The organism is Roseateles sp. 22389, assembly GCF_052044995.1.
GTDB lineage: Bacteria > Pseudomonadota > Gammaproteobacteria > Burkholderiales > Burkholderiaceae_C > Roseateles.
This window is the reverse complement of sequence record NZ_JBQEOF010000015.1, coordinates 117259-142392: the sequence shown is the minus strand read 5'-3', so window position 1 is coordinate 142392 and position 25134 is coordinate 117259. Positions and strand designations below refer to the sequence as shown.

General features: G+C 71.3%; 21 protein-coding genes. 16 read left to right on the top strand and 5 right to left on the bottom strand.

The window, feature by feature from the left end:
• Window positions 1–37 precede the first annotated feature (37 nt).
• The 3 genes from ACTJKJ_RS19770 to ACTJKJ_RS19760 all read right to left on the bottom strand — a co-directional run bounded on the left by ACTJKJ_RS19770 (window position 38) and on the right by ACTJKJ_RS19760 (window position 3260).
• On the bottom strand, window positions 38–433 hold the full coding sequence (locus ACTJKJ_RS19770) for a hypothetical protein (RefSeq protein WP_343604220.1): 396 nt from the start codon (window positions 431–433) through the stop codon (window positions 38–40).
• Window positions 434–442: 9 nt separating this feature from the next.
• The gene (locus ACTJKJ_RS19765; RefSeq protein ID WP_343604222.1) at window positions 443–997 is read right to left on the bottom strand and encodes a hypothetical protein; all 555 of its coding nucleotides are present in this window, start codon (window positions 995–997) and stop codon (window positions 443–445) included.
• 187 nt (window positions 998–1184) lie between these two features.
• Window positions 1185–3260, bottom strand: coding sequence for a CocE/NonD family hydrolase (locus tag ACTJKJ_RS19760; protein WP_440821472.1), 2076 nt, complete (start codon window positions 3258–3260; stop codon window positions 1185–1187).
• Between the two features lie 310 nt (window positions 3261–3570).
• Here ACTJKJ_RS19760 and ACTJKJ_RS19755 point away from each other — a divergent pair, with 310 nt between their 5' ends.
• The 3 genes from ACTJKJ_RS19755 to ACTJKJ_RS19745 all read left to right on the top strand — a co-directional run bounded on the left by ACTJKJ_RS19755 (window position 3571) and on the right by ACTJKJ_RS19745 (window position 7788).
• Complete coding sequence (locus ACTJKJ_RS19755; protein WP_440821471.1) at window positions 3571–3996, top strand: response regulator transcription factor; 426 nt, start codon at window positions 3571–3573, stop codon at window positions 3994–3996.
• A 34-nt stretch (window positions 3997–4030) separates the two neighbouring features.
• On the top strand, window positions 4031–5944 hold the full coding sequence (locus ACTJKJ_RS19750; protein WP_440821470.1) for a diguanylate cyclase domain-containing protein: 1914 nt from the start codon (window positions 4031–4033) through the stop codon (window positions 5942–5944).
• A gap of 287 nt (window positions 5945–6231) precedes the next feature.
• Window positions 6232–7788: a methyl-accepting chemotaxis protein gene (locus ACTJKJ_RS19745; RefSeq protein ID WP_343604230.1), complete on the top strand. Its 1557-nt coding sequence runs from the start codon at window positions 6232–6234 to the stop codon at window positions 7786–7788.
• A gap of 82 nt (window positions 7789–7870) precedes the next feature.
• On the opposite strand, the gene ACTJKJ_RS19740 is transcribed toward ACTJKJ_RS19745, so the two are convergent.
• Window positions 7871–8914: an NADP-dependent oxidoreductase gene (locus ACTJKJ_RS19740; RefSeq protein ID WP_440821469.1), complete on the bottom strand. Its 1044-nt coding sequence runs from the start codon at window positions 8912–8914 to the stop codon at window positions 7871–7873.
• Window positions 8915–8947: 33 nt separating this feature from the next.
• Complete coding sequence (locus ACTJKJ_RS19735) at window positions 8948–10144, bottom strand: MFS transporter (protein ID WP_440821468.1); 1197 nt, start codon at window positions 10142–10144, stop codon at window positions 8948–8950.
• 212 nt (window positions 10145–10356) lie between these two features.
• On the opposite strand from ACTJKJ_RS19735, the gene ACTJKJ_RS19730 reads away from it, so the two are divergent.
• The 13 genes from ACTJKJ_RS19730 (at window position 10357) to ACTJKJ_RS19670 (ending at window position 25131) form a co-directional block, all read left to right on the top strand.
• Window positions 10357–11418 carry an AraC family transcriptional regulator gene (locus ACTJKJ_RS19730; RefSeq protein WP_440821467.1) on the top strand — a complete coding sequence of 354 codons (1062 nt, stop codon included), beginning with the start codon at window positions 10357–10359 and terminating at the stop codon, window positions 11416–11418.
• Window positions 11419–11439: 21 nt separating this feature from the next.
• Window positions 11440–12726, top strand: coding sequence for an EpsD family peptidyl-prolyl cis-trans isomerase (locus ACTJKJ_RS19725; protein ID WP_440821466.1), 1287 nt, complete (start codon window positions 11440–11442; stop codon window positions 12724–12726).
• Entirely contained in the window at window positions 12726–13601 is an 876-nt protein-coding gene (gene epsE / locus ACTJKJ_RS19720; RefSeq protein WP_297386150.1) for a polysaccharide export protein EpsE, read from the top strand. The genes ACTJKJ_RS19725 and epsE overlap by 1 nt, the downstream gene beginning before the upstream one ends.
• 42 nt (window positions 13602–13643) lie before the next feature.
• Window positions 13644–15062, top strand: a complete 1419-nt coding sequence (gene epsF, locus ACTJKJ_RS19715) for a chain length determinant protein EpsF (RefSeq protein ID WP_297386147.1) — start codon at window positions 13644–13646, stop codon at window positions 15060–15062.
• On the top strand, window positions 15062–15991 hold the full coding sequence (locus tag ACTJKJ_RS19710) for a polysaccharide biosynthesis tyrosine autokinase (protein WP_297386146.1): 930 nt from the start codon (window positions 15062–15064) through the stop codon (window positions 15989–15991). Before epsF ends, ACTJKJ_RS19710 begins: the two co-directional genes overlap by 1 nt.
• Before the next feature lie 211 nt (window positions 15992–16202).
• Entirely contained in the window at window positions 16203–17123 is a 921-nt protein-coding gene (gene xrtB / locus ACTJKJ_RS19705) for an exosortase B (RefSeq protein ID WP_297386144.1), read from the top strand.
• Entirely contained in the window at window positions 17120–17893 is a 774-nt protein-coding gene (locus ACTJKJ_RS19700) for an exosortase C-terminal domain/associated protein EpsI (protein WP_297386141.1), read from the top strand. The genes xrtB and ACTJKJ_RS19700 overlap by 4 nt, the downstream gene beginning before the upstream one ends.
• Window positions 17894–17924: 31 nt before the next feature.
• A complete protein-coding gene (locus tag ACTJKJ_RS19695; protein ID WP_440821465.1) occupies window positions 17925–19487 on the top strand; it encodes an O-antigen ligase family protein in 1563 nt (520 codons plus the stop codon).
• A complete protein-coding gene (locus ACTJKJ_RS19690) occupies window positions 19484–20533 on the top strand; it encodes an acyltransferase family protein (RefSeq protein ID WP_440821464.1) in 1050 nt (349 codons plus the stop codon). Before ACTJKJ_RS19695 ends, ACTJKJ_RS19690 begins: the two co-directional genes overlap by 4 nt.
• Window positions 20530–21114 carry a serine acetyltransferase gene (locus ACTJKJ_RS19685; RefSeq protein ID WP_440821463.1) on the top strand — a complete coding sequence of 195 codons (585 nt, stop codon included), beginning with the start codon at window positions 20530–20532 and terminating at the stop codon, window positions 21112–21114. Before ACTJKJ_RS19690 ends, ACTJKJ_RS19685 begins: the two co-directional genes overlap by 4 nt.
• A gap of 4 nt (window positions 21115–21118) precedes the next feature.
• On the top strand, window positions 21119–22570 hold the full coding sequence (locus ACTJKJ_RS19680; RefSeq protein WP_440821462.1) for an Atrophin-1 multi-domain protein: 1452 nt from the start codon (window positions 21119–21121) through the stop codon (window positions 22568–22570).
• A gap of 106 nt (window positions 22571–22676) precedes the next feature.
• The gene (locus ACTJKJ_RS19675) at window positions 22677–23927 is read left to right on the top strand and encodes a glycosyltransferase family 4 protein (protein ID WP_440821484.1); all 1251 of its coding nucleotides are present in this window, start codon (window positions 22677–22679) and stop codon (window positions 23925–23927) included.
• Window positions 23920–25131: a glycosyltransferase family 2 protein gene (locus tag ACTJKJ_RS19670; protein ID WP_440821461.1), complete on the top strand. Its 1212-nt coding sequence runs from the start codon at window positions 23920–23922 to the stop codon at window positions 25129–25131. The genes ACTJKJ_RS19675 and ACTJKJ_RS19670 overlap by 8 nt, the downstream gene beginning before the upstream one ends.
• The last annotated feature ends 3 nt before the right edge of the window (window positions 25132–25134 follow it).

The window sequence follows — 25134 nt, the reverse complement described above, 5'->3', positions numbered from 1 at the left end:
CGGCCGGACCGGGGCAAGCATACGGGATGACGGACTTTCAGGTGTCAGGGGCAGCGCACTTGGCGAAGACTTGACGAGTGGCATCGAGCTGCTCGCGCACCGCCTCTTCGTCGATCGATTTCCAGAGGTGATAGTCCGCCGCGACTCGACAGTCCAGTTCCTGCTTGAGGAGCTTCGCCAGCGCGCGGGATCGCTCCGCGAGTGCGTCACAGCATCGCCGGTCCGGCGCGTCAAGACGCTGGATCAGGCGATCATGGACGCCGCCGGGAAGCTTTGCGCGGCCGCGATGAGGCAGCATCAACTCCCAGCGGCGACATCGGTGGTACGCGGCGTAGTAGGCCCGTGAGATCGCCGAGCGGCGCCCCGCCTCATTGCCGGCCTGGGCGGCCTGGGCGTCGGCGAGACGGCTGAGGTCCTTCGCTTCGATGGGCATGCGATCTCCTCATGCGTCGTCGAAGGACGCTCCGGGCTCATCGTCGAGGTCGTCGAACAGCTCGGCCAGCAGGCGCCCATGAAAACGGGCCGGCCTAGGGGCATCGACCGACTCGAAGGTGATGTCGAAATATCCAACCGGGCAACCGTACATTTCGTCGTTCAGCGCCGCAGCCCGTTCCGGGGTTGCGTCCACGCTGACGATGACGTCGACATAACAGTCGTCGCAATCGTCGTACCAGATGCGCACCTCGAGCGGGCCGCTGCAGATCTGCACACCGCGCCGCTGCATCAGGCCTCCCGCGTAGAGCAAGGTGGCATAGGCATCCATGCATCGGCGCTGATAGCGACGGAAGTAGCGCTTCAATTCCTTGGTGGTGTGGGGCCCGATCGCCGGGTATCGACTTGACGCCAGCCGCGGGGACGGCACATTGAACAGCGTCTCCGGCTCCTTCAAGTGGTGCACGAACTCGTCCACCCCGGCGGTCCAGAAGTCCAACCTGGGTGCCGGCGGCGCCCCCTCGCGCGCCATCGGCTCTGGCAAATCAACCATCACTGCACTCATCGCATTCATCCTTTCGCCACTGCAAAGACATCCCGAATGCCCTGCAGTTTGCTGGTGAGCGATGCCGAATTCACTCCCTCGGAAGAGCGCATCGTCGGGGGATGCCGGTTCGAGTAGGTCGGTCCTCCGACGCATATCGATAGTGGGGATGGACGCCGCGGGGTCAGGGCTTGCCTGACCCGCACGCTCAGTTGAGCTCGCCCGCCGGCACCACCGGCAGCACGACGCTCGACGGCCGCAGCGGGCCTGCGTGGAGGGTCGTGATGTTGCCCTCGGCCTGGCGCTGCAGTGGCGCCGGCCAGATGCCCTGCGCCTGGTTGCTCGCGCTGATCGCGATGCGCAATCGGTGCCCCGCGCGGACCAACGCCGCCACCGGGAACACCTCCACCGGCACCAGCATCGGCTCGCCGGCCACCACCGGCAGCATCGCGGCCGTGGTGAACGGGTGCCACGGCTGGATCATCGTGCCGTTGACGAAGCGGGAGCGGCTCGTGTCCACCGCCCGGTGCGTGGCCGACATCAGCCCGTGCGTCAGCGGCTTGACCGTGCCGGTGGCCGGGTCGACATCGTCGATGCGCACCGACAGCGCCGCCTGCGTGCGCGTCGTCGAGATCCAGAGGTCCGCCTGGATCGGCCCGTTCAGGTAGAGGTCCTGCGCCATCGGCGCGGTCTCGAAGACCGCCGCGCCCTGCAGCGACTCGACGTGCGCGCTGTCCGAGTAGCACGGCCGCGGCAGCAGCCCCGCCAGGCCCAGGGTCCACTGCACCTGGCTCGCCGAGCAGTCGCTGTGGTCGCGCACCTGGACGCTCGCGGTGAACAGCGTCCCCAGCGCGGTGCCGCGGGCGGCGGTCGGCGCCGGCGGCTCGGCCACCGTCCGCCCCGCCGCCTCCGCCGGGATGCGCGCGGCCAGGCTGCCGTCGGGTTGCAGGTACCAGCGCTGCGGCGCCATCCGCGGATGCGGCCAGTCGCTCGCCGTCGCGAAGCGTGGCGCGCCGCCGGCACCATAACCATCGACGAACTGCGTCACCGTCGGCAGCGCCTGCGCGCCGGTCTCGCGACCCTGCAGGTACTGGTCGAACCATTGCAGCAGCAGCGAGGTCGTGCTCGGCGGCCCGTACGACGGCGCGCCGCCATAGCCGCCGATGCCCGCCTGCACGGACTGCAGATGCGCCCCCGGCAGGATCGCCAGCTTGGCCGGCACGTTGCGCTTGAGCTGCTCGTACAGCAGCGGCTGGTCGCGCTGGAAGATGTCCAGCGACGCGCCGACGATGAAGGTCGGCACCCGGATCTTCCCGGCGCTCTCCACCGGCGACCGGCCGGCCCAGAAGCCGCCGTCGTCGGTGGCGATGCCGCTCGCGCCGCCGACGAAGCCGTCGAAGGTCGGCGCGTACCAGCCGTCGATCGCGGCGACGTGGTCCGCGGTCGCGGCGTTGATCTGGCTCGCGTACCAGGGATGGAGCAGCAGCTCCGGCGCGTTGGCCACGCTCAGCGACTGGGTCAGCGGCAGCCAGGTGCTCAGGAACTGCGCGTTGAACATCCCGCCGGTGGCCGCGACGCCGCGGTAGGCGTCCCCCATCGGCACCTGCGCGAAGGCGGCCTTCACCGCCGGGTGCTGCTGGCCGGCGGTCAGCAGCGCGCTGATGCCGAGGTAGGACGTGCCCGCCACGCCGATGCTGCCGTTGAAGAACGGTTGCCGCGTCACCCACTCGACCGCCTCGCGGTAGGCCTGCTGTTCCTCCTCGCCGATCAGCTGCGTGACGCCGCCGCTCATGCCGGTGCCGTGGGCGTCGATCGCGACGGTGACATAACCGCGGCGCACCATGAACTGGTCCAGGCCGCCGATCAGCAGCGTGTTGCCGCCGGCCGGGGTGAAGACGCCCAGGAACTGGCCGACGTCGATGCGATAGGCCGTCTGCGTCAGCACCACCGGGTAGCGGCCCGACCGGGGAATGCCGAGGAAGTCCGCCGGCATCGACACCAGCACCGCCAGCTGCCTGCCCGACGAGAGCGGGATGAACCGCAGCGGCAGCGTCACGGCGCGCGGGTGGTCGGGAGCGCGGGTGTAGGCGGTGGCGGGCCAGCTCGCGCCGGCATTGGCGGTCACCGCCGGATTGGGCGCGGCGAGCGTGCCGCGCGTGCCCAGCGTCGTCGTCTGGGCGACGGCCTGGAGCGCCCCGGCGGCGGCGAGCCCGACCAGCAGCGCGCGGCCGCGCGCGCGCCAGGAACGGTCCGCGCGGCGCGGGGTGGGGTGGGCCTGGGTCATCTCTTGTCTCCGTGATCCCGAGGTCGGGTGGTCGCTGCGGCGACTCTGTGCGAGGCATGAGCCGGCGACTATGCCGGCCGCCGCCGTGGCCGGGACGGAGGGGAAATCAGGAGGGCGGTGGGTATGCGGCTTGCCTCTCCGGGCCCTCGGATGCGAAGGATGTCACGCGACCACGCCATCGCGATGTCGGCTTGCGTCGCCGCGCCCGTGCTGTAGGTCAAGTCCCTACAGCAGCTGCGGCAAGCGGCGTTCATGGGAAGTGGCAGCCGCTTGCTGGCGCCGGTGGCGACGGAAGCGGACGATGGCGTCCATGAAAGTCGCTGTCATCGAAGACCATGTTCCCGTGCGCCAGCTGCTGGTGCGCCGCGCCCTCAAGCTGGATGGCCTGACGGTTGTCGCCGAAGCCTCCGGCGAGGACGAGGCGGTGGACGCCGTGATGGCGACCACGCCCGACGTCGTCCTGCTGGACCTGCGCCTGGCGCAGGGCAGCGGCCTGTCGGTGCTGACGCGCCTGCGCGGCCAGGCCTACCCCGGCCGCGTCTTCGTCCTCAGCGGCGAATCCTCCGGCGTCGTCGCCGGCCTGTGCCGCCGCCGCGGTGCCGACGCCTTCTACGACAAGGCCTTCGATTTCGAGCAGCTGCTCAGCGACCTGCACGAGCTGTGCAAGCGCGGTGCGGCCAACGCCCCCATGCACGCCCCGACCAGCGACGGCCCCCGCGCCGTCGCCATCGGCTGAGGCCGCGCGACCGGACCACCAGGGAGGACCCGCCATGAAACTCGCAATGACGCTGCCCCGCATTCCGCTGCCGACGCTGCCCAGGCTGTCCTGGTCGCCGCGCGGCGCCATGGCGTCCTGGCTGGTGGTCGGCAACCTGCTGGTGGTCGTCGCGCTGGTCGGGATGACGGCGCTGAGCCTCTGGAGCCACCGCGCGACCGAGACCGACCGCGCCCGCGACGTGGTCGAGAACCTGGCGCAGAACATGGCCGTGGAGATCAACGCCGAGCTGCGCAACACCGACAACGCGCTGGCCACGATCGCGCTGCGCTACCGCAGCGCGCGCCAGTCGGCGGACCAGGCGGCGATGGTCGCCAAGCTGCTGCAGGAGCAGCGCGGCCTGCTGCCGCAGGTCACCGCGCTGCGCATCGCCGACATCCACGGCACCGTCACCACCGGCCTGATGCCCGGCGAGCGGCCCTTCAACGTGGGCGATCGTGCCTATTTCTCGCAGGCCCGCACGACCGACGCGATGGTGATCTCCGAGCCGCTGAACAGCCGCGCCCAGAACCACTGGTGCATCATCCTGGCCCGCCGCCTGATCGACCACGACGGCAACTTCGACGGCATCGTCTATGCCGTCGTGACCGCCAAGCACTTCGTCGACCGCTTCAGCGGCGTGGCCCTGGGCCCGTCCGGCGCGGTGTCGCTGCGCTCGGAGGCGATGAACCTGGTGGCGCGCTACTCCGCCAGCGAACCCAACTCGACCAAGGGCTTCGGCACCCGGTCGCTGTCGGATCAGGCGCAGCGCTCGCTCGAGCAGAACCCCGAACGCGGCGTCTACATCACGCCGACGGCGATCGACCAGGTCGACCGCATCACCGCCTACCGCAAGGTGCCGGGGTATTCGATGACGCTGTTCACCGGCATGAGCAGCGACTACTTCCTGGCGGGCTGGCGCACCCAGCTCGTGCGGCAATCGCTGCTGGCGGCGCTGGTGGCGCTGGCGCTGGCCGCCGCCTCTGGACTGATCCACCGCATCCACCGCGGCGAGCGCCGTTCGCGGGAGGCGCTGGCGAAGCTGGCGCGCGAGCAGGACGCGATGCTGCAGAACGACTTGATCGGCATGGTGCGCGTGCGCAACGGCCATGCCGTCTGGAGCAACCCGGCGCTGGAGCGCATGTTCGGCTACGGCCCCGGCGAGATGGTCGGCCAGGCCGCCATCCGGCTGTTCCTCAGCCCGCAGGAGCATGCCCGCGTGCGCGACACCGCGCTGGCGACGATGCGGGCCGGCGGCCGCTTCCAGACCCAGCTGCGCATGCGCCGCCAGGACGGCAGCGAGTTCTGGGTGGACCTGCACGGCACCGTCGTTTCGGAGACCGAATCGATGTGGATGCTGGTGGACATCGACGGCCTCAAGCGCAGCGAGGAGCAGGCCCAGCACCTGGCGCTGCGCGACGTGCTGACCGGCCTGCCCAACCGCCGCCTGTTCGAGGAGAAGGTCGGCGACGCCATCCAGGGCGCGCGCCGCACCGGCCGCGGTTTCGCGGTCTGCTACCTGGACCTGGACGGCTTCAAGGCGATCAACGACCAGCACGGCCACGAGGCCGGCGACGAGGTGCTGATGGAGATCGGCCAGCGCCTGCAGACCCTGGTGCGTGGCAACGACGTGGTCGCCCGCCTGGGCGGCGACGAGTTCGCGATCCTGCTCTCGGGCATCGCGCGTCCGGAGGATGTCGAGCAGACGCTGCAGCGCTGCCTGTTCTCGATCCAGCGCCGCATCACGCTGGACTGCGGCGAGAAGGTCTCCGTCGGCGCCAGCATCGGCGCGGTGGTCGGCGGCGGCGGCGACAACTGCCGCGAGCTGCTCCACGCGGCCGACGAATCGATGTACGCGGTCAAGCGCACCGGCAAGGGCCAGATCCAGATCGCCGGCCACGCGCATTCCGAGTGGGCCGTGGCGGCATGAGCCCGCGCGCCGCCCGCATCCCCGCACCGGTGCTGCGTGCCTGCCGGGCCGGTGCGTGCGGCGCGGCGCCGTCGGGCCTGCTGTGCCTGTCGCGCCGCCCGCGTTCCCCGCGCCAATCCGGCGGCGGGTCCCTCCGATGGGCGACAGGCGCCGCCGCCAACGCCACCGCGCGCTCAACTTTTAGGCAGGATCTGCCGATGTGGTGGGAAAGGCCCCCGACGGGCCGCGGCTGACCCGCGCCCGTGGCCGGGGAAATTCATCCAGTCTGTCCAAGGAGGAGGGATCACATGAACATCGGCGCCTGGCGTCTGTCGACGCAATTGACCATGTCCTTCGTGCTGCTGGTGGCGCTGTGCGCGCTGGTCGGTGGCATGGGGCTGCTGCAGCTCAACCAGGTCCACGAGAACACGACCGAGATCGCGGAGGACTGGCTGCCCAGCATCCAGAGCATGGCCGCCATCCGGGTCAAGGCCAACCAGATCCGTCGCATGGAGCCGGACCATCTGCTCTCCGACGACCATCAGGAGCGCGCCCAGATCGAAGGCGCGATCGCCAACGCCCGCAAGGAGCTGGCCGCCGCGGAGCAGGCCTACCAGCCCTTCATCACCAACGACGAGGAGCGCCGGCTCTACGCCGAGGTGGTGGCCGCGCGCGAGGCCTATTTCAAGGCGCAGGAGAAGCTGCTGCACCTGTCGCGCGGCGAGAACTCCGACGCGGAGGCGCGGGCCTTCTTCCGGGCTGAGTCGCGCAGCAGCTTCAACGCCTGGGTGCGGGCGATCGAGCGCAGCGCCGACTACAACGCCGCCGGCAGCGAGCAGTCGCGCAAGGACGCGGAGGCGGACTACGCGGCCGGGCACGGCTGGAGCGTGTCGCTGACGCTGGTGTCGGTGCTGGTGGCCATCGGCCTGGCGCTGCTGCTGCTGGGGCATGTCCGCCGCCTGCTGGGCGGCGACCCGGCCGAGGCGGCCCGGCTGGTGCGGCAGGTCGCCGAGGGCGACCTCAGCGGAGACATCCGCGTGCGTCCCGGTGACCAGCGCAGCCTGATCGCGGCGCTGCATGCGATGCAGCTGAGCCTGCGCCAGGTGGTGGGCGGCGTGCGCCAGGGCAGCGAGTCGGTGGCCAGCGCCAGCGCGCAGATCGCCATGGGCAACAGCGACTTGAGCCAGCGCACCGAGGAACAGGCCAGCGCGCTGGAGCAGACGGCGGCGACGATGACCGAGCTCGGCGAGACGGTGCATCAGACCTCGGAGAACGCGCAGCAGGCCGATCGCCTGGCGCGCTCGGCCAGCGAGGTGGCGCAGCGCGGCGGCGCGGTGGTGGCGCGCTTCGTCGACACGATGCGCGGCATCGACGAGAGCAGCCGCCGCATCGCCGACATCATCGGCACCATCGACGGGATCGCGTTCCAGACCAACATCCTGGCGCTCAACGCCGCCGTGGAGGCGGCCCGCGCCGGCGAGCACGGCAAGGGCTTCGCGGTGGTGGCGTCGGAGGTGCGCGCGCTGGCCGGCCGCAGCGCCGAGGCGGCCAAGGAGATCAAGACGCTGATCGGCACCAGCGTCGAGCGCGTCGAGCAGGGCTCCGGCCTGGTGGCCGAGGCGGGCGCGACGATGGACGAGATCGTCTCGGCCATCGGGCGCGTCACCGACGTCGTCGGCGAGATCAGCAGCGCGACGCGCGAGCAGTCGCAGGGCGTCCACCAGGTCGGCGAGGCGGTCAGCCAGATGGACCAGGTGACGCAGCAGAACGCCGCGCTGGTGGAGGAATCCGCGGCCGCCGCCGAAAGCCTGCGGCAGCAGGCCGATGCGCTGGTGCAGTCGGTGGCGCGGTTCCGGCTGGGGTGAGCTCGCCGCACGGACAGGGCCGCCCGCCCGTTGTGCGCCGAGGACGCTGAAGGCGCTGAAGTCCGTCAGCGCGGTCCGTCGGTCACGGCGCGGCGACGGTCACGACGACCTTGCCGAGGTGCCGTCCGTCGAGCAGATCGATCAGGCCGCGGGGCGCGAGTTCGAGCCCGTCGATGACGTGCTCGAGCGCCCGGACCTCGCCCGCCGCGATGGCGGCAAGCATCTCGCGCTGGAAGGCCTTGAAGCGCGACAGCCCGTCGCCGTAATGGTCCAGCACGATGAAACCTTCCATGCGGACGCGCTTCTGCAGCAGCGTCGCGAGCAGCGCCGGCCGCCGGTCCTGCGCCGGGACCTCGTCCTTGCCCGCCTCGTTGTAATGCGCGATGAAGCCGCACACCGGCACGCGCGCACCGAGGTTGAGCAGCGGCAGCACCGCGTCGAGCACCGCGCCGCCAACGCTCTCGAAGTAGACGTCGATGCCGGCGGGCGCGGCCTCGCGCAGACGCTCGGCGAAGCGCGGATCGCGCCGGTCGACCGCCGCGTCGAAGCCGAAGGTGTCCACCAGGTGCCGGACCTTGTCCGCGCCGCTGGCGATGCCGACGACGCGCGCGCCGGCCCGCCGGGCCAGCTGGCCGACCATCGCGCCGACTGCGCCGGTCGCCGCGCCGACCACGACGGTCTCGCCGGGCCGGGGCCGGCCGATCTCCGCCAGGCCGACCTGCGCGGTGAATCCCGGCATGCCCGCCGCGCCCAGCGCCAGCGAGGGCCGGCTGACGTCGCCCAGCGGCACCAGGTCCTGGCCGTCCGACAGCGCGTAGTCCTGCCAGCCGCCGTTCGCCAGGACCAGCTCACCGGCGCGCCAGTCCGGATGGCGCGACTCGACCACGCGGCTGACGGTGCCGCCGACCAGCACTTCGCCCAGCCCGATCGGCGGCGCGTAACCGGGGCCGATCTCCTCCATCAGGTTGCGCATGTACGGGTCGAGCGACAGGGACAGCGTGCGCAGCAGCACCTGTCCCGCGCCGGGGGCCGGCACGGGCACGGTCTCGAGGCGGAAGTCCTCCGGCACTGGACGCCCTTGGGGGCGGGCGGCGAGCACGATGCGGCGGTTGAGGGGCGTGGTCATGCGGGATTCCTTCAAGGGGGATGAGGGCGTCGCTCAGGCCGCGGCGCGGGGGCCGTGGCGCAGCGTGAGCAGGGTGCCGAGCGTGATCGTGGCGGCGGCGAAGGTCGGTCCGCCGAGCGCGCCGATGTGGTCGACCAGCATGCCGCCGCCGATCGCGCCGCTGGCGATGGCGATCTGGAACGCGGCGACCAGCAGCCCGCCGGCGCCCTCGGCCTGGTCCGGCGCGGCGCGCACGATCCAGGTCTGGAAGCCCACCGGGAAGGCGCCGAAGGCGAAGCCCCACAGCACCAGCGCCACCGCGGTGACCCAGGTCGACGACCCCGCCAACAGCAGGCTGGCGGCGAGCACCACGATCAGGCTACCGCCCGCGACGATCGCGCGCCGCTCGCTGCGCTCGGCCAGGACGCCGCCGGCCAGGTTGCCGAAGAAGCCGCCGATGCCGTAGCCCAGCAGGATCGCCGTGATCGCGGACACCGGCAGGTGGGTGACGTTCTCCATCAGCGGCCGGATGTAGGTGAAGCCGGCGAAGTGCCCCGAGATCACCAGCAGGACCGCCAGCAGCGCCACCCGCACGCCGGGCCGCGTCAGCAGCTCGCCGAGCACGCGCAGGTCCGGGTTGTCCTTGGGCGGCAGCGCCGGCAGCGTCGCGACCTGCGTCGCCAGCGTCACCAGGCTGAGCGCGCCGGCGGCGACGAAGGCGCTGCGCCAGCCCCAGACCTCGCCCATCCAGGCGCCCAGCGGCGCGGCGCAGACGGTCGCCACCGACACGCCGGCCAGGATCACCGACATCGCGCGGGCGAACAGGCGCTCGGGCACCAGCCGCATCGCCAGCGCCGCGGCCATCGACCAGAAGCCGCCCAGCGCCACGCCAAGGATCACCCGCGCGGCCAGCAGCACGCCCAGCGAGGACGCGGTCACCGCCAGCAGGTTGGACAGCACCAGCAGCAGCGTCAGCGCGACCATGACCGCGCGCCGGTCGAAACGCCGCGTCAGCAGCGGGATGGACGGCGCCGCGACAGCGCCCACCAGCGCCGTGGCCGTGACCGTCTGGCCGGCCGCGCCGGCGCTGATGCCGAGGTCGGAGGCCATCGCCGTCAACAGGCTCGCGGGCAGGAACTCGGCGGTGACCAGGCCGAAGACGCCCAGCGTCAGCGAGGCGATGGCCGGCCAGTGCGGCGCGTCGTCCTCGCGCGGCGGCGCGCCGGCCGACGGGGACGCGCCGTTCAGCACGGGCGCGGCCGCCGTCGCGGGGGAGGGGGAGGGGGAGGCTGGGGAAGCGGTGGATGAGCTTGATGGGGCCGATGAAGCCGCCGTGGGCGACAGGGGCGCGTGCGGATCGAGGCAGTCGGTGCAGGAGGAAGACACGGTGCAGAGACGGGTCAGTGGCAATGGCTTTCAGCTTACGGATAGCATCCCGGCGTTTCCATGACGGAAGAGCCGAAATGCTTGACGAATCCTCCAGCGCTGCCGCCGTCCAGGCCCCTCGTCATGCCCCGGTTCACGTTCCCGTGACCGGGCCGCTGCCGCCCACGCCGCTCAAGCCGGCCGACCTGCTGACGCAGATCCTGCTGGGCCTGCGGCTGGAAGGCGTCGAGTACGGCCGCTGCCTGCTGCGTGCGCCCTGGGCCGTCGCCTTCCCGGCGCGGGCCGAGGCGCGCTTCCATTTCGTCGCGCGCGGCGGCTGCTGGCTGAAGACCGCCGGCAGCGCCGAATGGGTGCGGCTCAATGCCGGCGACGCGGTGCTGCTGCCGCGCGGCAGCGCGCACGTGCTGGCGAGCGCGCCTGACCTGCCGACGGTGGAGATCGATTCGCTGTCGCGTCGCGCCGTCGCCGACGACATCTACCTGGTGGGCGCCGAGGCCGAGGCGGCGGCGAAGGCGATGCCGTCCGCCGAGCCGGTCGACGTGATGTTCTGCGGCGCGATGCGCTTCAACCTGGACCCGCTGCATCCGCTGCTGGCGATGATGCCGGACGCGATGCGCGCCAACGACCTGGCGCGCCGCGACCCGACCGTGCCCGCGCTGTTGGAGGCCATGGAGCGCGAGGTGGCGATGGACCGCATCGGCGCCTGCGGCATCCTGGCGCGCATGGCCGACGTGCTGGCCGCCAGCATCATCCGCGCCTGGGTGGAGTGCGCCTGCAACGACGCCAGCGGCTGGATCGCCGCGGTGCAGTGCCCCAGCATCGGCAAGGTCATCGCGGCCATCCATGCCGAGCCGGAGCGCGACTGGCGCGTGCCCGAGCTGGCCGGGCTGATGGGCGCCTCGCGCTCGCGCTTCGCCGAGGCCTTCACCCGCACCGTCGGCGAGAGCCCCGCCCGATACGTGGCCAAGGTCAAGATGTTCCAGGCGCGTCGCTGGATCGCGCAGGAAGGCATGCGCGTGGCGGTGGCGGCCGACCGCCTCGGCTACGACTCGGAAGCCTCCTTCAGTCGCGCCTTCAAGCGCATCGTCGGGCAGCCGCCCGGTGCGCTGCGGCGCAGCGCGGCAAGCGCCGCGACCTGATCGCCGCGATGTGAGGCCCGCGTGAAGCGCGGCCTGCATTTTCAAGCGCGTTTTTCAAGCGGTTGCAAAGACGGCCGCTCCGCGTTTTTGCGGGTCATCTCCCCCTTGTTTGCGGGGGCCGGAAGGCCGATGGCGACGAGGGCAGGACCCATTCTTGCTATGGACCCCTGCGAACCCGGGATGGAGGCCTCCAGACCCCCTGGAATGAGGCAGTTCCGTCATGGTGCAGGGCTACACTCGCCGCTCGCGAGCGCCCGCTGGCCGCCCTCGACAGGCCTGCGGGACAGACACAACAAACAAGGTCGAAACATGCATGTGAAGCGGACTCGGGTCCACGGTATTCCAGCGCGACGCGCCGCTCCGGTCGGCGCGTTTTTCACCGCCGTTCTTGCCGCAATCCTGCTCACCGCCTGCGGCGGCGGCAGCGGCGCGAAGGCCTCGCAGACCGCGGCCAAGGTGAACAAGGAAGAGATCACCGTCCACCAGATCAACTTCGTGCTGCAGCGCCAGCCCAACATCAAGCCCGAGCAGGTGGACGCGGCGTCGCGCCAGATCCTGGAGCGCCTGATCGACCAGGAACTGGCGGTGCAGAAGGCCCAGGACCTCAAGCTCGATCGCGATCCGCGGGTGGTGCAACAGATCGAAACCGCCAAGCGGGAGATCATCGCCAGGGCCTATGCTGACCATCTGGGCGAGACGGTGACCAAGCCGACCGACCAGGAAATCAAGCAGTACTACAACGACAAGCCGGCACTTTTTGCCGAGCGTCGTATCTACAACTTGCAGGAAATCAACATCGAGGCGAAGCCGGATCAATTCGAATCGATCCGCGCCAAGCTGCAGGGTGCCAAGACCCTTCCCGAATTCCTCGAAGCGCTCAAGGCCGACAACTTCAAGTTCGTCGGCTCGCAGATGGTGCGCTCGGCCGAGCAGATCCCGCTCAACAACCTCGACGCCATCGCGCGCCTGAAGGACGGCCAGTTCATCATGAACGGCCATCCCAACGGCCTCACCGTGCTGTTCCTCGCCGGCTCGCAGCGCCAGCCCGCGACCGAGGCGCAGGCGCGCGCGTCGATCGAGATGTTCCTGCTGAACCAGCGCCGCGCCGAGCTGGTCGCCAAGGACATCAAGTCCATGCGCGACAACGCCAAGATCGAATACGTCGGCAAGTTCGCCGAGGCCGCGGCCTCCGCGCCCGCCGGCACCCCGCCCGCGGCGGCCCCAGCGCCCGCCGCGTCCGACAGCCCCACCGGCGCCAGCGGCCCGGTGGACAACAACGAACTCGCCAAGGGCCTCGGCATCAAATGATGAACACGCGTCGCTTCCCGATCCTCCCGCTCGTCTCGACGGCCGTCTCGGCCGTGCTGGCGGTCTCGCTCGCCACCGGCGCCGTCGCCCAGACGCCCGCCCGTCCCGGCAACGCGCCGGCGCCGACCGGCCTGTCCACCGGCGCCGCCGCCGAGTACCGCCTGGGATCGGGCGACGCGATCCGCATCAGCGTGTTCCAGAACCCGGACATGCTGCTCGAGACCCGCGTCTCCGAGTCCGGCACCATCACCTTCCCGCTGCTGGGCGTGGTGCGCATCGGCGGCCTGTCGATCAGCGAGGCCGAGCAGCGCATCGCCGACGGCCTGAAGAAGGGCAACTTCGTCAAGCAGCCGCAGGTCACCATCGTGGTGCTGAAGGTCACCGGCAACCAGGCCAGCGTGCTGGGCCAGGTGAACCAGCCGGGCCGTTATCCGCTGGAGGTCGCCGACACCCGCCTGACCGACCTGCTGGCCAATGCGCGCGGCGTGGCCTCCACCGGCGGCGACCAGGTCGTGCTGACCGGCGTGCGCGGCGGCAAGCCCTTCCGCCTCGAGGTCGACCTGCCGACGCTGTTCGGCCCCAATGGCCGCGAGCAGGACGTGGTGGTGCTCAACGGCGACGTGCTGTGGGTCGACCGCTTCCCGATGGTCTACATCTACGGCGAGGTCCAGAAGCCCGGCCAGATCCGCCTGGAGCGCGGCATGACGCTGCTGCAGGGCCTGGCCGCCGGCGGTGGCCTGACGCTGCGCGGCACCGACCGCGGCATCCGCGTGCATCGCAAGGATGCGTCGGGCAAGGTCCAGGAGATCAAGCCCGGCATGGACGAGCCGCTCAAGGACGGCGACGTGATCTTCGTCCGCGAGAGCCTGTTCTGAGTTGTGTGATGCCGGGCCGCCAGGCCCGGCCGAGGAGGTCCCGTGACGCCAAGCAAACTGTTTTCCATCCTGCGGGCACGCTGGTCCATGGTCATGCTCGTGGTCCTGCTGACCACACTGACCGCGTTCGGCGTCAGCCTGCTGCTGCCCAAGAAGTACGTCGCGACGGCCTCGGTGGTGGTGGATGCCAAGCCCGATCCGATCTCGGCGCTGATCTATCCGGGCCTGGCCTCGCCAGCCTTCATGAACACGCAGGTCGACGTGATCGGCAGCGACCGCGTGGCGCTGCGCGTGGTGCGCGACCTGCGCCTGGCCGAGGTGCCCGCGATCCGCGAGCAGTGGCAGACCTCCACCGGCGGCGAAGGCACGATCGAGCAGTGGCTGATCAACTTCCTGCAGGCCAACATGGACGTCAAGCCCTCCAAGGAGAGCAACGTGCTGACGGTGGCCTACCGCGCGCCGGACCCGCAGTTCGCCGCCGCGCTGGCCAATGCCTTTGTCAAAGCCTACGTCTCCACGACGCTGGACCTGCGCGTGGAACCGGCGCGCCAGTACGCCGGCTACTTCGACCAGCAGGCCAAGGTGGCGCTGGAGAAGCTCGAGGCCTCGCGCGCCAAGCTCTCGGCCTATGAGCGCGAGCACGGCATCATCGCCAGCGACGAGCGCCTGGACGTCGAGAACAACCGGCTCGCCGAGCTGTCCTCGCAACTGGTGGCGCTGCAGGCGCTGTCGGCCGAGTCCGGCAGCCGCCAGGGCCAGGCCGCGCGCGGCGCGGACCAGTTGCCCGACGTGCTGTCCAACCCGGTGGTGATGCAGCTCAAGTCCGACCTGAGCCGCGCCGAGGCCAAGCTGCAGGAGCTGGGCACCCGCTACGGCGACAACCACCCGCAGGTGATCGAGGCCAAGGCCTCGGTGGCGGACGTGCGCAGCAAGCTGCGCACGGAGATCGGCCGCGTCAGCGGCGGCGTGACCGTCACCAACAACATCAACCGGCAGCGCGAGGCCGAGATCCGCGCCCAGCTCGAGGCGCAGCGCGAGAAGGTGGCCAAGCTCAAGGCCGCGCGCGACGACGCCAGCGGCCTGATGCGCGAGGCCGAGAGCGCCCAGCGCGCCTACGAGAACATCACGACGCGCCTGACGCAGACCAGCCTGGAAAGCCAGACCACGCAGAGCAACGTGAACGTGCTGACCGAGGCGGTGCCGCCGCTCAAGCCCTCGTCGCCCAAGATCCTGCTCAACACCGCCGCGGCCTTCGTGGCCAGCATCATCCTGGCGGTGGGCCTGGCGCTGCTGCTGGAGATGCGCGACCGCAAGGTGCGCGATGCCGACGACGTCATGGCGGTGCTGCCGCTGCCGATGCTGGGGGTGCTGCCGGCGCCGGGCAAGCGCGTGTCGGCGCTGCCGTCGGCCGAGCGCCGCCTGCTGGGGCACACGTCCCGAACCAGCCGAGGAGCCGCCTGATGTCCGATGTGCAGGAACCCATTTCCCTGGCCCAGAGCAAACCCGTGGACGGACCCTTGAACAAGCCCGCCGCCACGCCCGGCGGCGCCGGCGTGCATGACCGCTCGATCGGCGCGATCATCGCCGAGACCCGCAACCTCAGCGCCGACCAGGTCGAGCGCGTGCTGCAGTACCAGCGCGAGCGCGGCATCCGCTTCGGCGAGGCCGCCGTGGCCTTGGGGTATGCCAATGCGGAGGACGTGCTGGAGGCGCTGTCCAAGCAGTTCCACTATCCCTACGCGCCCAATGAGCGCAAGAACCGCAGCCCGGAGCTGGTCGCGCTGAACCAGCCGTTCTCGTCGCAGGCGGAGGTCTTCCGCGGCATCCGCAGCCAGATCACGATGCGGCTGTACCGCGAGAACGAGCCACGCCGCGCGCTGGCGGTGATCAGCCCGGACTCGCTGGACGGCAAGAGCTACTTCACCGCCAACCTCGCGGTCACGCTGGCGCAACTGGGCGGGCGCACGCTGCTGGTGGATGCGGACCTGCGCCGGCCGCGCCAGCACGAGATCTTCGACGTCAACAACCAGGCCGGCCTGTCCTCGATCCTGTCGGGCCGCAGCGAGCCGCGCGTGATCCAGCAGGTGGAGGGCTTGAACAGCCTGTTCATCCTGCCGGTCGGCGCGGTGCCGCCTAACCCGGTGGAGCTGCTGGAGCGGCCCGCCTTCGGGCTGCTGATGCGCGAACTGGCCGGCAAGTTCGACCATGTGCTGGTGGACACCTCCGCCGGGCAGTACGGCGCCGATGCCGCCATCGTCGCGGCGCGCTGCGGCGCGGCGCTCGTGCTGGCGCGCCAGAACAAGTCGCGGGTCACCGCGCTGCAGGACCTCACCGACAGCCTCGACGGCGTGTCCACCACGTTGGTAGGCACCGTCATGAACGAATACTGACCCCCCGACAGGCGGCGCGGCGCCGATTTGGGCGCCTCGCGTCGTTGCAAATCCTCGCCATAGCTGGGCTATGGCTGTGGTTTGCGCCTAGCGATGCATCCCAAATCGGCACCGCGCCACCTGTCGGGGCGGTGGAGTTTTTAGGGCCCTTTCGCGTTGGGGCGGGGACACCCTTTTCGCGGAAATTGCAGTGAAAGTCATGGCTAGCAACATGTTTCTACGCGCCGCAGACCGCGCCGCGCCAGGCTCGGGGCCCGGCTTCCTGGCGGCCAACCGGCTGGCGCTGATCGCGCTGGCGATCGGGCTGGCGCTGCTTTACGTGCCGACCGTGATCGACTTCATCCACGGACCGTGGCGCGGTGATCGCAATTCCCATGGGCCGATCGTGCTGGCGCTGTCGGCCTGGTACTTCTACTTCCAGACCCGCCGCCTGCGCGGACAGGGCGAAACCTTCGTCGTGCGGCCAGCGCCGGTCGCCGGCTGGGCAGTGATGCTGCTCGGCCTCGCCGCCTACGTGCTGGGCCGCTCCCAGTCGATCGCGCTGCTCGAGCTCGGCTCGCTGCTGCCGGTGCTGCTGGGCCTGGCCCTGGTGCTGGTCGGCCCCGCAATCGCGCGCCGCTACTGGTTCGCCTTCTTCCTGCTCCTGTTCGCGGTGCCGCTGCCGGCATCCATCGTCGACGTGATCACCCAGCCGATGAAGCTCGCCGCGTCCTGGGGCGCGGAGTACCTCATGTATGCGCTGGGCTACCCGATCGCCCGGGCCGGCGTGATCCTGCAGATCGGCCCCTACCAGCTGATGGTGGCCGACGCCTGCGCCGGCCTGAACTCGCTGTTCACCCTCGAGGCCCTGGGCCTGCTCTACATGAATGTCGTGCGCCATGAATCGGTGTTCCGCAACATCGCGCTGGCCATCCTGATCGTGCCGATCTCCTACTGCTCCAACGTGATCCGCATCCTGATCCTGGCGCTGCTGACCTACCACCTCGGCGACGACGTGGGGCAGGGCTTCATGCACGAGTTCTCCGGCATGGCGCTGTTCCTGACGGCGCTGATGCTGATCGTGGGGGTCGACGGCCTGTTGCGCACGGCGTCGCAGCGCTGGGACCGCTGGCGCGGCAAGGAGGCGGCATGAACACGTCCACGACGACGTCGCCGCGCGGCCCCGCCGCGCCCGGCCACGGACCGGCCGAGGGCGCCTCGCCGCGCCTGCCGCGGCTGTCGCTCGCGGCCTGTCTGGCCGGCGTGGCGCTGATGGTGACGGCCGCCGCCGGCGCGTGGCTGGCGACGCCGCGACTGCAGGCGCTGCACGGCGCGCCCAGCCTGGACGCGACCGTGCCCAAGGCCTTCGGCGACTGGCGCGCCCTCCAGGACAGCGTGGCGCAGGTCGACGTGTCCCAGGGCGTGGAGACGGTGCAGGAGCAGCCCTACGACCAGACGGTGATGCGCACCTACGTCAACAGCCGCGGCGACCAGATCATGCTGGCGCTGGCCTGGGGCGAGCGCCAGCGCCAGGACGTGAAGGTGCACCGGCCCGAGGTCTGCTATCCGGCGCAGGGCTACTTCGTGCGCCGCATCGGCGACGGCGGCCCGGTGTCCACCGCCGGCCGCGCCGAGCCGGTGCCCACGACGCAGCTGCTGACCGAGGCCCGCGGCGGCGGCTACGAGGCGGTGCGCTACTGGATCCGCATCGGCACGCAGTACGGCGGCGACGGCATGGCCGCGCGCTGGTACATCCTCAACGAGGGCTTCCAGGGCCGCATCCCCGACGGGATGCTGGTGCGCGCCTCGCAGCGCCTGACGAGCGCGGAGGGCGCGGCGCAGTCGCAGGCGCTGATGGCGGGCTTCCTGAGCGAGCTGGTCGCCGCCGTGCCGGCCGGCACGCGGACCATGCTGGTGCGCTGAGGGTGGGACCGATGACGACAGGACGGCGGCGATGAGCGCGGTGGGACGGATCTCGAGCGCCTGGCGCCAGTGGCAGGACGGGCTGGACGGCATGTCGCTGCTGGGCGTGGCCGGGCTGCTGGCCGGCGCCGTCGCGATCGGCGTGCTGACGGTGCTGATCGGCGGCATGGCCTCCGAGAAGCCGGTGCTGCTGGCGGTGCTGCCGCTGATGCTGGTCACCGCCTTCCTGTTCCTCTACAGCCGCGAGGCCTTCCTGCTGGTGGTGCTGCTGGTGCGCGCCGGCGCCAACCCGGTGTTCGAGGAGACCCGCCTGGCGGCCATCGGCGGCCTGGGCGGCCTGCTCAACGCGCTGATCATCGTGCTGGCGGGCATCATCATCGCCCGCGACCCCAAGCGGGTGCCGCGCATCGCCTGGGGCGTGTGGCTGCCCTTCATCGCGGTGCAGGCGCTGGGCCTGGGCTACTCGCCCGACCCGGTGCAGGCGGTGCGGCTCTACCTGGGCCAGCTGTCGGTGGTGGCGCTGTTCCTGGTCAGCTTCTATCTCGTGCGGGATGAAGCGGATCTGAACAAGATGCTCAAGTTGGTCACCTGGTCTTCGGTGCCTGTCGCAGTTGTCACCCTGATTTACATCGGCCTGGGGAAAACCGCTGGTAGCGTGGACGGCTTCGAAGCCGCGGCAAGCCGCTACGGCGGTCCTTTCCCTCACGCCAACATCCTGGCGTTCTATCTCGTGCTGTCCGTGGGCGTCATCTTCTATCGCTGGAAGAGCGGCCTGGCCGGTCGCGGCGTCCTGGCGACCGCGACGGTCGTGCTCTACCTCCTGCTGCTGGTCGGCCTGCTGTTCGCGACCAAGACCCGCAGCGCCTGGATCTCGGTGCTGTTCATCTTCGTCGTCTACGGCGTGTTCCGCGAACGGCGCTATCTGGTCTACCTGGTGATCGGCGGCATGCTGGCCATGCTGGTCCCGGAGGTGCGCGAGCGCGTGGTCGGCCTGGCCGAAGGCAACCAGGTCGTGCAGTACGCCAAGCTCAACTCCTTCGCCTGGCGCAAGCTGCTGTGGAACGACGCGCTGTCCTGGATGGCCACCTGGCGTTACGCCTTCGGCTACGGCGCGGAATCCTTCCTCTACCACTCGCAGACCTTCTTCTCGATGGCCGGCGGCCGCAGCTGGGGTGCGCACAGCGCGGTGGTGCAGGTCTTCTTCGAGTACGGCGCGCTGGGCGTAGCGGCCTATGCCTGGATCTTCCTCTCGACCGCCCGCATGCTGCGCCCGCTGCTGCGGGTGCGCTTCCTGCTGGCGCTGATCGCGCTGGCGCTGCTGCTGGCCAACTTCCTGGTCTCGCTCTCGGACAACATGCTGTCCTACCTCATCTACAACTGGTACTTCTGGTTGACGATGGGCGTGATCTGCGCGCTGTCCTGCCGCATCGCCGGCGCGGCCGATCCTCGCCAGCGCCGCCCCTGGGGCATCCGGCCGAGCCGCTATCGCCCGCACGGCACGCGCGATCCGGTCAGCGAGTTCCCCGCGACGCTGCCGCGCGGCAGCGAGTTCCCGACCACGCTGCCGATGCGCGGCATGGAGCGGGCACGATGAGCCGCGAGGACGGCAAGGCCGTCGCCCCCGCGGGCCTGGGCGGCGAGCGCCAGCCGGTGCTCGATGGCGTGCGGGCCGTCAGCATCCTGGCGGTGCTGTGGACCCACCTGTTCCCGCTGCGCGTGGGCGGCGTGGCGCTGAACGAGTCGCTGGGCATCTTCGGCATGGCGCTGTTCTTCATCCTGTCGGGCTACCTGATCACCGGCCAGCTGCTGAAGCAGCCGCCGGTGTCGTCCTTCGTCGCGCGGCGCCTGCTGCGCGTGGTGCCGGCCGCGTGGATCTGCCTGGCGGTGGTGTGGTGGGCGCGCCCGGTCGACCTGGAGACGGCGCTGAGCTACCTGCTCTTCTACGCCAACCTGCCACCGCAGCGGCTGGTGCCGCCGGTCGACCACTTCTGGAGCCTGTGCCTGGAAGTGCAGTTCTACATGCTGGCCGCGCTGATGCTGTGGCTGCGGGTGCGCGCGATCTGGTGGCTGTTCCCGGCGCTGCTGCTGGCCTCGACGGCGCTGCGCATCGGCCACCAGGTGACCGCGTCCAGCGTCACCTGGTTCCGCTGCGACGACCTGCTGGCCGGCGCCTGCCTGGCGCTGCTGATGCACTCGCGTCACTGGCCGGCGGTGCGCGACCGGCTGGCGCGCGCCGGCGTGGTCCCGCTGCTGCTGGCCACGCTGCTGGCCTGCAGCTTCCTGCCGCATCCGGGCGTGAACCCGCTGAGCTTCCTGCGCCCCTACGTGGCCGCGGCCTTCGTCGCCTCGCTGATGGCCCAGCCCTGGCACCGGCTGTCGCGCCTGCTGGCCGGGCCGGCGTTCACCTACATCGCCACCGTCTCCTACGCGCTCTACATCTGGCACCTGCCGCTGGCGGCGACCTGGCTGGGCAGCGGCGACGTGGTCACCAAATACCTCAAGCGGCCGCTGCTGCTGCTGGCGCTGTTCGCGATCGCCCATGTCTCGACCTTCCAGGTCGAGCGCCGCTTCAACGACCTGGCCCGGCGCGTCGGCGCGGGACGCCGCGCGCCGGCCGCGGCCGAGGGGAGCGCGCGATGAGCCCGCTGCGCGCCCGCGACGACGCCCATTGGCAGGCCGACCTGGCCCGCTGCGGCGGTCCGGCGGCGCTGCGCCGCGAGCAGTCGCTGTGGGCGCTGCGGGTCTACCGCTACGGGCGGCGCGTCGACGCGATGCCCGAAGGCGCCAGCCGGCGCTGGCACACGCGCGGCTACTGGCTGGCCTTCCGCCTGGTGGAGACGCTCACCGGCATCAGCCTGCCCAAGGAATGCCGCATCGGCCCCGGGCTGCGCATCTGGCATTTCGGCGGCGTGTTCGTGAATCCCGGCACCGTGATCGGCGCGGGCTGCACCCTGCGCCAGGGCGTGACGCTGGGCAACCGCGTCGACGGCGGCCCGTGCCCGGTGCTGGAGGACGGCGTCGAGCTCGGCGCCTATGCGCAGGTGCTGGGGGGCGTGCGGCTGGGCGCCGGCTGCAAGGTCGGCGCGATGTCGGTCGTGCTGCGCGACGTGCCGCCCGGCGCCACCGCGGTCGGCAATCCGGCGCGCCTGGTCGCGCGCGAGGGCACCGCGGCCGCGGCCACGCCGCGCGAGGCCGCGCTGCCCCTGACAGTGGAGGACTGAAGTGATGGTCTGGAATCGACGCCGCTGGTGCGCCGCCGCGGGACTCGGCCTGACGGCCTCCGCGCTGCCCCCGACGCTGCTGGCCGCGGCCGACGGCACCCCGGCCGCGGACAAGGCCGAGCGTTTCGGCACGGTGCTGCGGCCGTTCTCGGCCCAGTCGCCGTGGAACTGCCGCCCGGTCGAGCCGGTGCTGGACGACTGGGAGATTCCCAAGGCCTCCTACGCGCCGGCGCTGGAATCGGGCAAATGGTCCACCGGCGTCTTCGTCTGCCAGCCCGACGACCAGCCGATGCGGGTGGTCGGCCTGCCGGGCCAGAAAGGCATCTGGGATCCGGACGCCGAGACCACGCAGCCCGAGGTCGTGCTGCCGCGCTGGCCCGCCAGCGTGCTGCCGGCCGCCGGTGCCGACGGCCACGCCGACATCGTCGATGCCGAGGCGGGCGTCATCCATTCCTTCTTCAAGCTGACCCGCGTCGATGACCAGTGGTGCGCCAAGCAGTACGCCTGGACGCGGCTGGACGGCCGCGGCTGGGGCGACCCGGCGCACTACTTCCAGGGCGCGCGCGCCGCCGCCGTGCCCACCATGGGCGGCCTGCTGCGCCGCCACGAACTGGAGGAGGGCGCCGGCCCGATCCGCCACGCGCTGGCGCTGTCGCTGACCTTCAACGGCCTGAGCGCGGACCCGGGGTATGTGTTCCCGGCCACCTCGGCCGATGCCGGGCTGAACAACAACAACGGCCGCATTCCCGAAGGCGCGTTGCTGATGCTGCCGCCCGACTTCGACGTGTCCAAGGTCGACGATCCGCGGCTGCGCCGCATCGCCCAGGCGCTGAAGGTCTATGGCGGCTATGTCGTCGACCGCAACGTCGGCACGCCCTTCGTCGTCTACGCGGAGATCGGCAGCAACGCCAAGCTGCACACCGCCGCGATCTGGAACCGCCGCGCCGCCAACGACCTGGACCTGATGCGCGCGGCGCTGCGCCGCGTGACCTCGGCCCGGGGCTACCTGGACGGCAACGGCCGGCCGGTGGACCTGCGCCAGCCCCTGAACCTGCTGTCGATGCGCGGCGCCTGGCGGTCCGAGCGCGACGACGCGCAGGCGCGCTTCGACACCTGGCAGCAGGCGGTGGTGGTGAAGGACGCGCGTGCGGGGCTGGCGGTGGTCAACAACGCGGGCCGCCACGTCACCGCGGTGACCTGGGCCAGGCCGCAGCCGGGCCAGGCGATGCGCCTGACCGCGCGGACCGGCAACGGCGCCACGCTGCGGCTGCAACTGCGCGGCGGCGACGGCAAGGCGGACCGCGGCGGCTGGACCTTCGACAGCGGCGACCTGGCGGACGGCAAGTCCGTCAGCTTCGAGTGGCCGGACAAGTTCGCGGGCTCGCGCCTGGTGGTGCGCGCCACCGCGCCGGGCGATTGCTGGGCGCGCGGCGAGCTGCTGCCGGCGTCGGCCTGACCGGCGCCGTTCTGGGGAGAAAAGATTGATCACGACGAAGTTCGATGCCAAGGAGGCCCAGGGCCTGCCTCATGCCGCCGCGCCCGGCGCGGTGTCCACGACCGCGGTGGAGGCCGCCGGCCGCGCCGGCGCGCGCCCGCGCGTCGGCTACCTGGTCAACCACTATCCGAAGGTCAGCCATACCTTCATCCGGCGCGAGATCCTGGCCGTCGAGAAGCAGGGCATCGAGGTGTTCCGCATGGCGGTGCGCGGCTGGGACGATCCGGCGCCCGATCCCATCGACCAGATCGAGAAGGGCAAGACCCACTACCTGCTCAAGGACGGCGCAGGCCGGCTCGCCAAGGCCACGCTGGCGATGGCACTGCGTTCGCCGGGGCGCTTCCTGGCGGCGCTGAAGCTGGCGCTGAAGATGAGCCGCCGCGGCGACCGCCCCTGGCCCTACCACCTCATCTACGTCGCCGAGGCCTGCGTGGCGGTGCCGATGCTGCGCGCGGCCGGCGTGACGCACCTGCACACCCACTTCGCCACCAATCCTGCCGAGCTGGCCGCGTTGATCGAGGTGCTGGGCGGCCCGAGCTACAGCCTGATGGTCCACGGCTCCGAGGAGTTCGACCGGCCCGCCTCGCTGCACCTGGGCGAGAAGATCAAGCGCGCGCGCTTCGTCGCGGCGATCACCTCCTTCTGCCGCAGTCAGCTGTTCCGCTGGTGCGACCCCGCCGACTGGCCCAAGATCCAGATCGTGCGCTGCGGGCTGGATCCCGAATTCCATGAGATCGAGGCACCGCCGCCCACCGGCCACCGCCTGGTGGCGGTGGGCCGCATGTCGGAGCAGAAGGGCTACCTGCTGATGATCGAGGCCGCGGCCCGCGTGGTCCGCGTGGTGCCCGACTTCCAGCTGGTGCTGGCCGGCGACGGCGAGATGCGCCGCCAGATCGAAGCCCGCATCGCCCACTTCGGCCTGCAGCGCCACGTGCGCATCACCGGCTGGATCTCGAGCGCGCAGGTGCGCGACGAGATCCTCGGCGCGCGCGCGATGGCGGTCTCCAGCTTCGCCGAGGGCCTGCCCGTCGTGATGATGGAAGCGATGGCGCTGGGCCGTCCCTGCGTCAGCAGCTGCATCGCCGGCATTCCCGAGCTGGTGCGCGATGGCGAGAACGGCTGGTTGGTGCCGGCCGGCGACCCGCAGGCGCTGGCCGACGCGATGATCGAGTGCCTCCAGCTGGACGACGCCGCGCTGCACCGCATCGGCCAGGCCGCTCGCGCCGCCGCGCTGGCGCGCCACGATGTCGACCGCGAGGCCACGGTGCTGGCCGCCCTGTTCCGCGAGCATGTCTTCAAGGAGCGCGCGCATGCCTGAACTGCTGCAGGGCCTGCCCTGGCTGATCGTGCTGCTGCTGAGCGCGCTGGTCGCGGTGCCGGCGCTGCTGGTGCTGGCGCAGGTGCTGCTGGCGCTGCTGCCGGACCGCCGCGCGCTGCCGGAGTTCCCGCGGCCGCCGCGCATCGCCGTCGTCATGCCGGCGCACAACGAAGGCCGCGGCCTGCGTCCGACGCTGATGCAGGCGCTGGCGCAGCTGGGCGCGACCGATCGCATCGTGGTCGTGGCCGACAACTGCAGCGACGACACGGCGGCGCAGGCGCGCGAGTTCGACGTGACCGTGGTCGAGCGCACCCATGCCACCGAGCGCGGCAAGGGCTATGCGCTGGACTTCGGCGTGCGCGAGTTGGAGCGCCTGGCGCAGGAGACCGGCCAGGCTCCGGACGTGGTGATCATCCTGGACGCCGACTGCACGCTGGGCTCGCGCCTGTTGCCGCGCATCGCCGCGGTCGCGCACGCCACCGGCCGACCGGTGCAGGCGACCTACCTGATGTCGGCGGCCAACGAGGGCCTGAAGGCGCGCGTGGCCGAGTTCGCGATGCGCGTGAAGAACCTGGTGCGCCCGCGCGGCATGCACCAGGTCGGCCTGCCCTGCGGCCTGTATGGCACCGGCATGGCCTTCCCGTGGGAGGTCGCGGTGCAGGCGCCGCTGGCCAGCGGCCACCTGGCCGAGGACATGCAGCTGGGCGTGCGCCTGGCCCAGCTCGGCGCGCCGCCGCTGCTGTGCGAGGACGCGCTGGTGACCAGCGTCTTCGCCAAGAGCAGCGAGGGCGAGGCCAGCCAGCGCACGCGCTGGGAGCACGGCCACCTGGCGATGCTGGTGGGCGAGGGCCCGCGGCTGCTGTGGCAATCGATGCGTCCGGGCCGCGGCGCGCAGCTGCTGCAGGTGATGGACATGCTGGTGCCGCCGCTGGCGCTGCTGGGCATGCTGCTGGTGGGCTGGACGCTGGTCCAGTTGTTGCTCGCGCTGCTGCTGGGATGGACGGCGCCGCTGGTGCTGTCGCTGCTGGGGCTGGGCGGCCTGCTGCTGGCCATCGCGCTGGCGCAGCACCGCTGGGCCGCCGACATCCTGACGCTGGGCGAGCTGGCCCGCGCGCCGCTGATCCTGCTGGCCAAGGTCCCGCTCTACCTGCGCTTCGTCGTGAAGCGGCAGGTGGACTGGGTGAGAACCAAGCGAGACGTCTGAATC

Bases quoted from the DNA above. Each gene is read 5' to 3' on its own strand.
- ACTJKJ_RS19695 (WP_440821465.1), top strand. From the start codon at position 17,925: ATGAGCGCGGTGGGACGGATCTCGAGCGCCTGGCGCCAGTGGCAGGAC.
- epsE (WP_297386150.1), top strand. From the start codon at position 12,726: ATGAACACGCGTCGCTTCCCGATCCTCCCGCTCGTCTCGACGGCCGTC.
- ACTJKJ_RS19755 (WP_440821471.1), top strand. From the start codon at position 3,571: ATGAAAGTCGCTGTCATCGAAGACCATGTTCCCGTGCGCCAGCTGCTG.
- ACTJKJ_RS19685 (WP_440821463.1), top strand. From the start codon at position 20,530: ATGAGCCCGCTGCGCGCCCGCGACGACGCCCATTGGCAGGCCGACCTG.
- ACTJKJ_RS19710 (WP_297386146.1), top strand. From the start codon at position 15,062: ATGTCCGATGTGCAGGAACCCATTTCCCTGGCCCAGAGCAAACCCGTG.
- ACTJKJ_RS19770 (WP_343604220.1), bottom strand. From the start codon at position 433: ATGCCCATCGAAGCGAAGGACCTCAGCCGTCTCGCCGACGCCCAGGCC.
- ACTJKJ_RS19670 (WP_440821461.1), top strand. From the start codon at position 23,920: ATGCCTGAACTGCTGCAGGGCCTGCCCTGGCTGATCGTGCTGCTGCTG.
- ACTJKJ_RS19740 (WP_440821469.1), bottom strand. From the start codon at position 8,914: ATGACCACGCCCCTCAACCGCCGCATCGTGCTCGCCGCCCGCCCCCAA.
- ACTJKJ_RS19690 (WP_440821464.1), top strand. From the start codon at position 19,484: ATGAGCCGCGAGGACGGCAAGGCCGTCGCCCCCGCGGGCCTGGGCGGC.
- xrtB (WP_297386144.1), top strand. From the start codon at position 16,203: ATGTTTCTACGCGCCGCAGACCGCGCCGCGCCAGGCTCGGGGCCCGGC.
- ACTJKJ_RS19750 (WP_440821470.1), top strand. From the start codon at position 4,031: ATGAAACTCGCAATGACGCTGCCCCGCATTCCGCTGCCGACGCTGCCC.
- ACTJKJ_RS19730 (WP_440821467.1), top strand. From the start codon at position 10,357: ATGCTTGACGAATCCTCCAGCGCTGCCGCCGTCCAGGCCCCTCGTCAT.
- ACTJKJ_RS19760 (WP_440821472.1), bottom strand. From the start codon at position 3,260: ATGACCCAGGCCCACCCCACCCCGCGCCGCGCGGACCGTTCCTGGCGC.
- ACTJKJ_RS19765 (WP_343604222.1), bottom strand. From the start codon at position 997: ATGAGTGCAGTGATGGTTGATTTGCCAGAGCCGATGGCGCGCGAGGGG.
- ACTJKJ_RS19700 (WP_297386141.1), top strand. From the start codon at position 17,120: ATGAACACGTCCACGACGACGTCGCCGCGCGGCCCCGCCGCGCCCGGC.
- ACTJKJ_RS19680 (WP_440821462.1), top strand. From the start codon at position 21,119: ATGGTCTGGAATCGACGCCGCTGGTGCGCCGCCGCGGGACTCGGCCTG.
- ACTJKJ_RS19745 (WP_343604230.1), top strand. From the start codon at position 6,232: ATGAACATCGGCGCCTGGCGTCTGTCGACGCAATTGACCATGTCCTTC.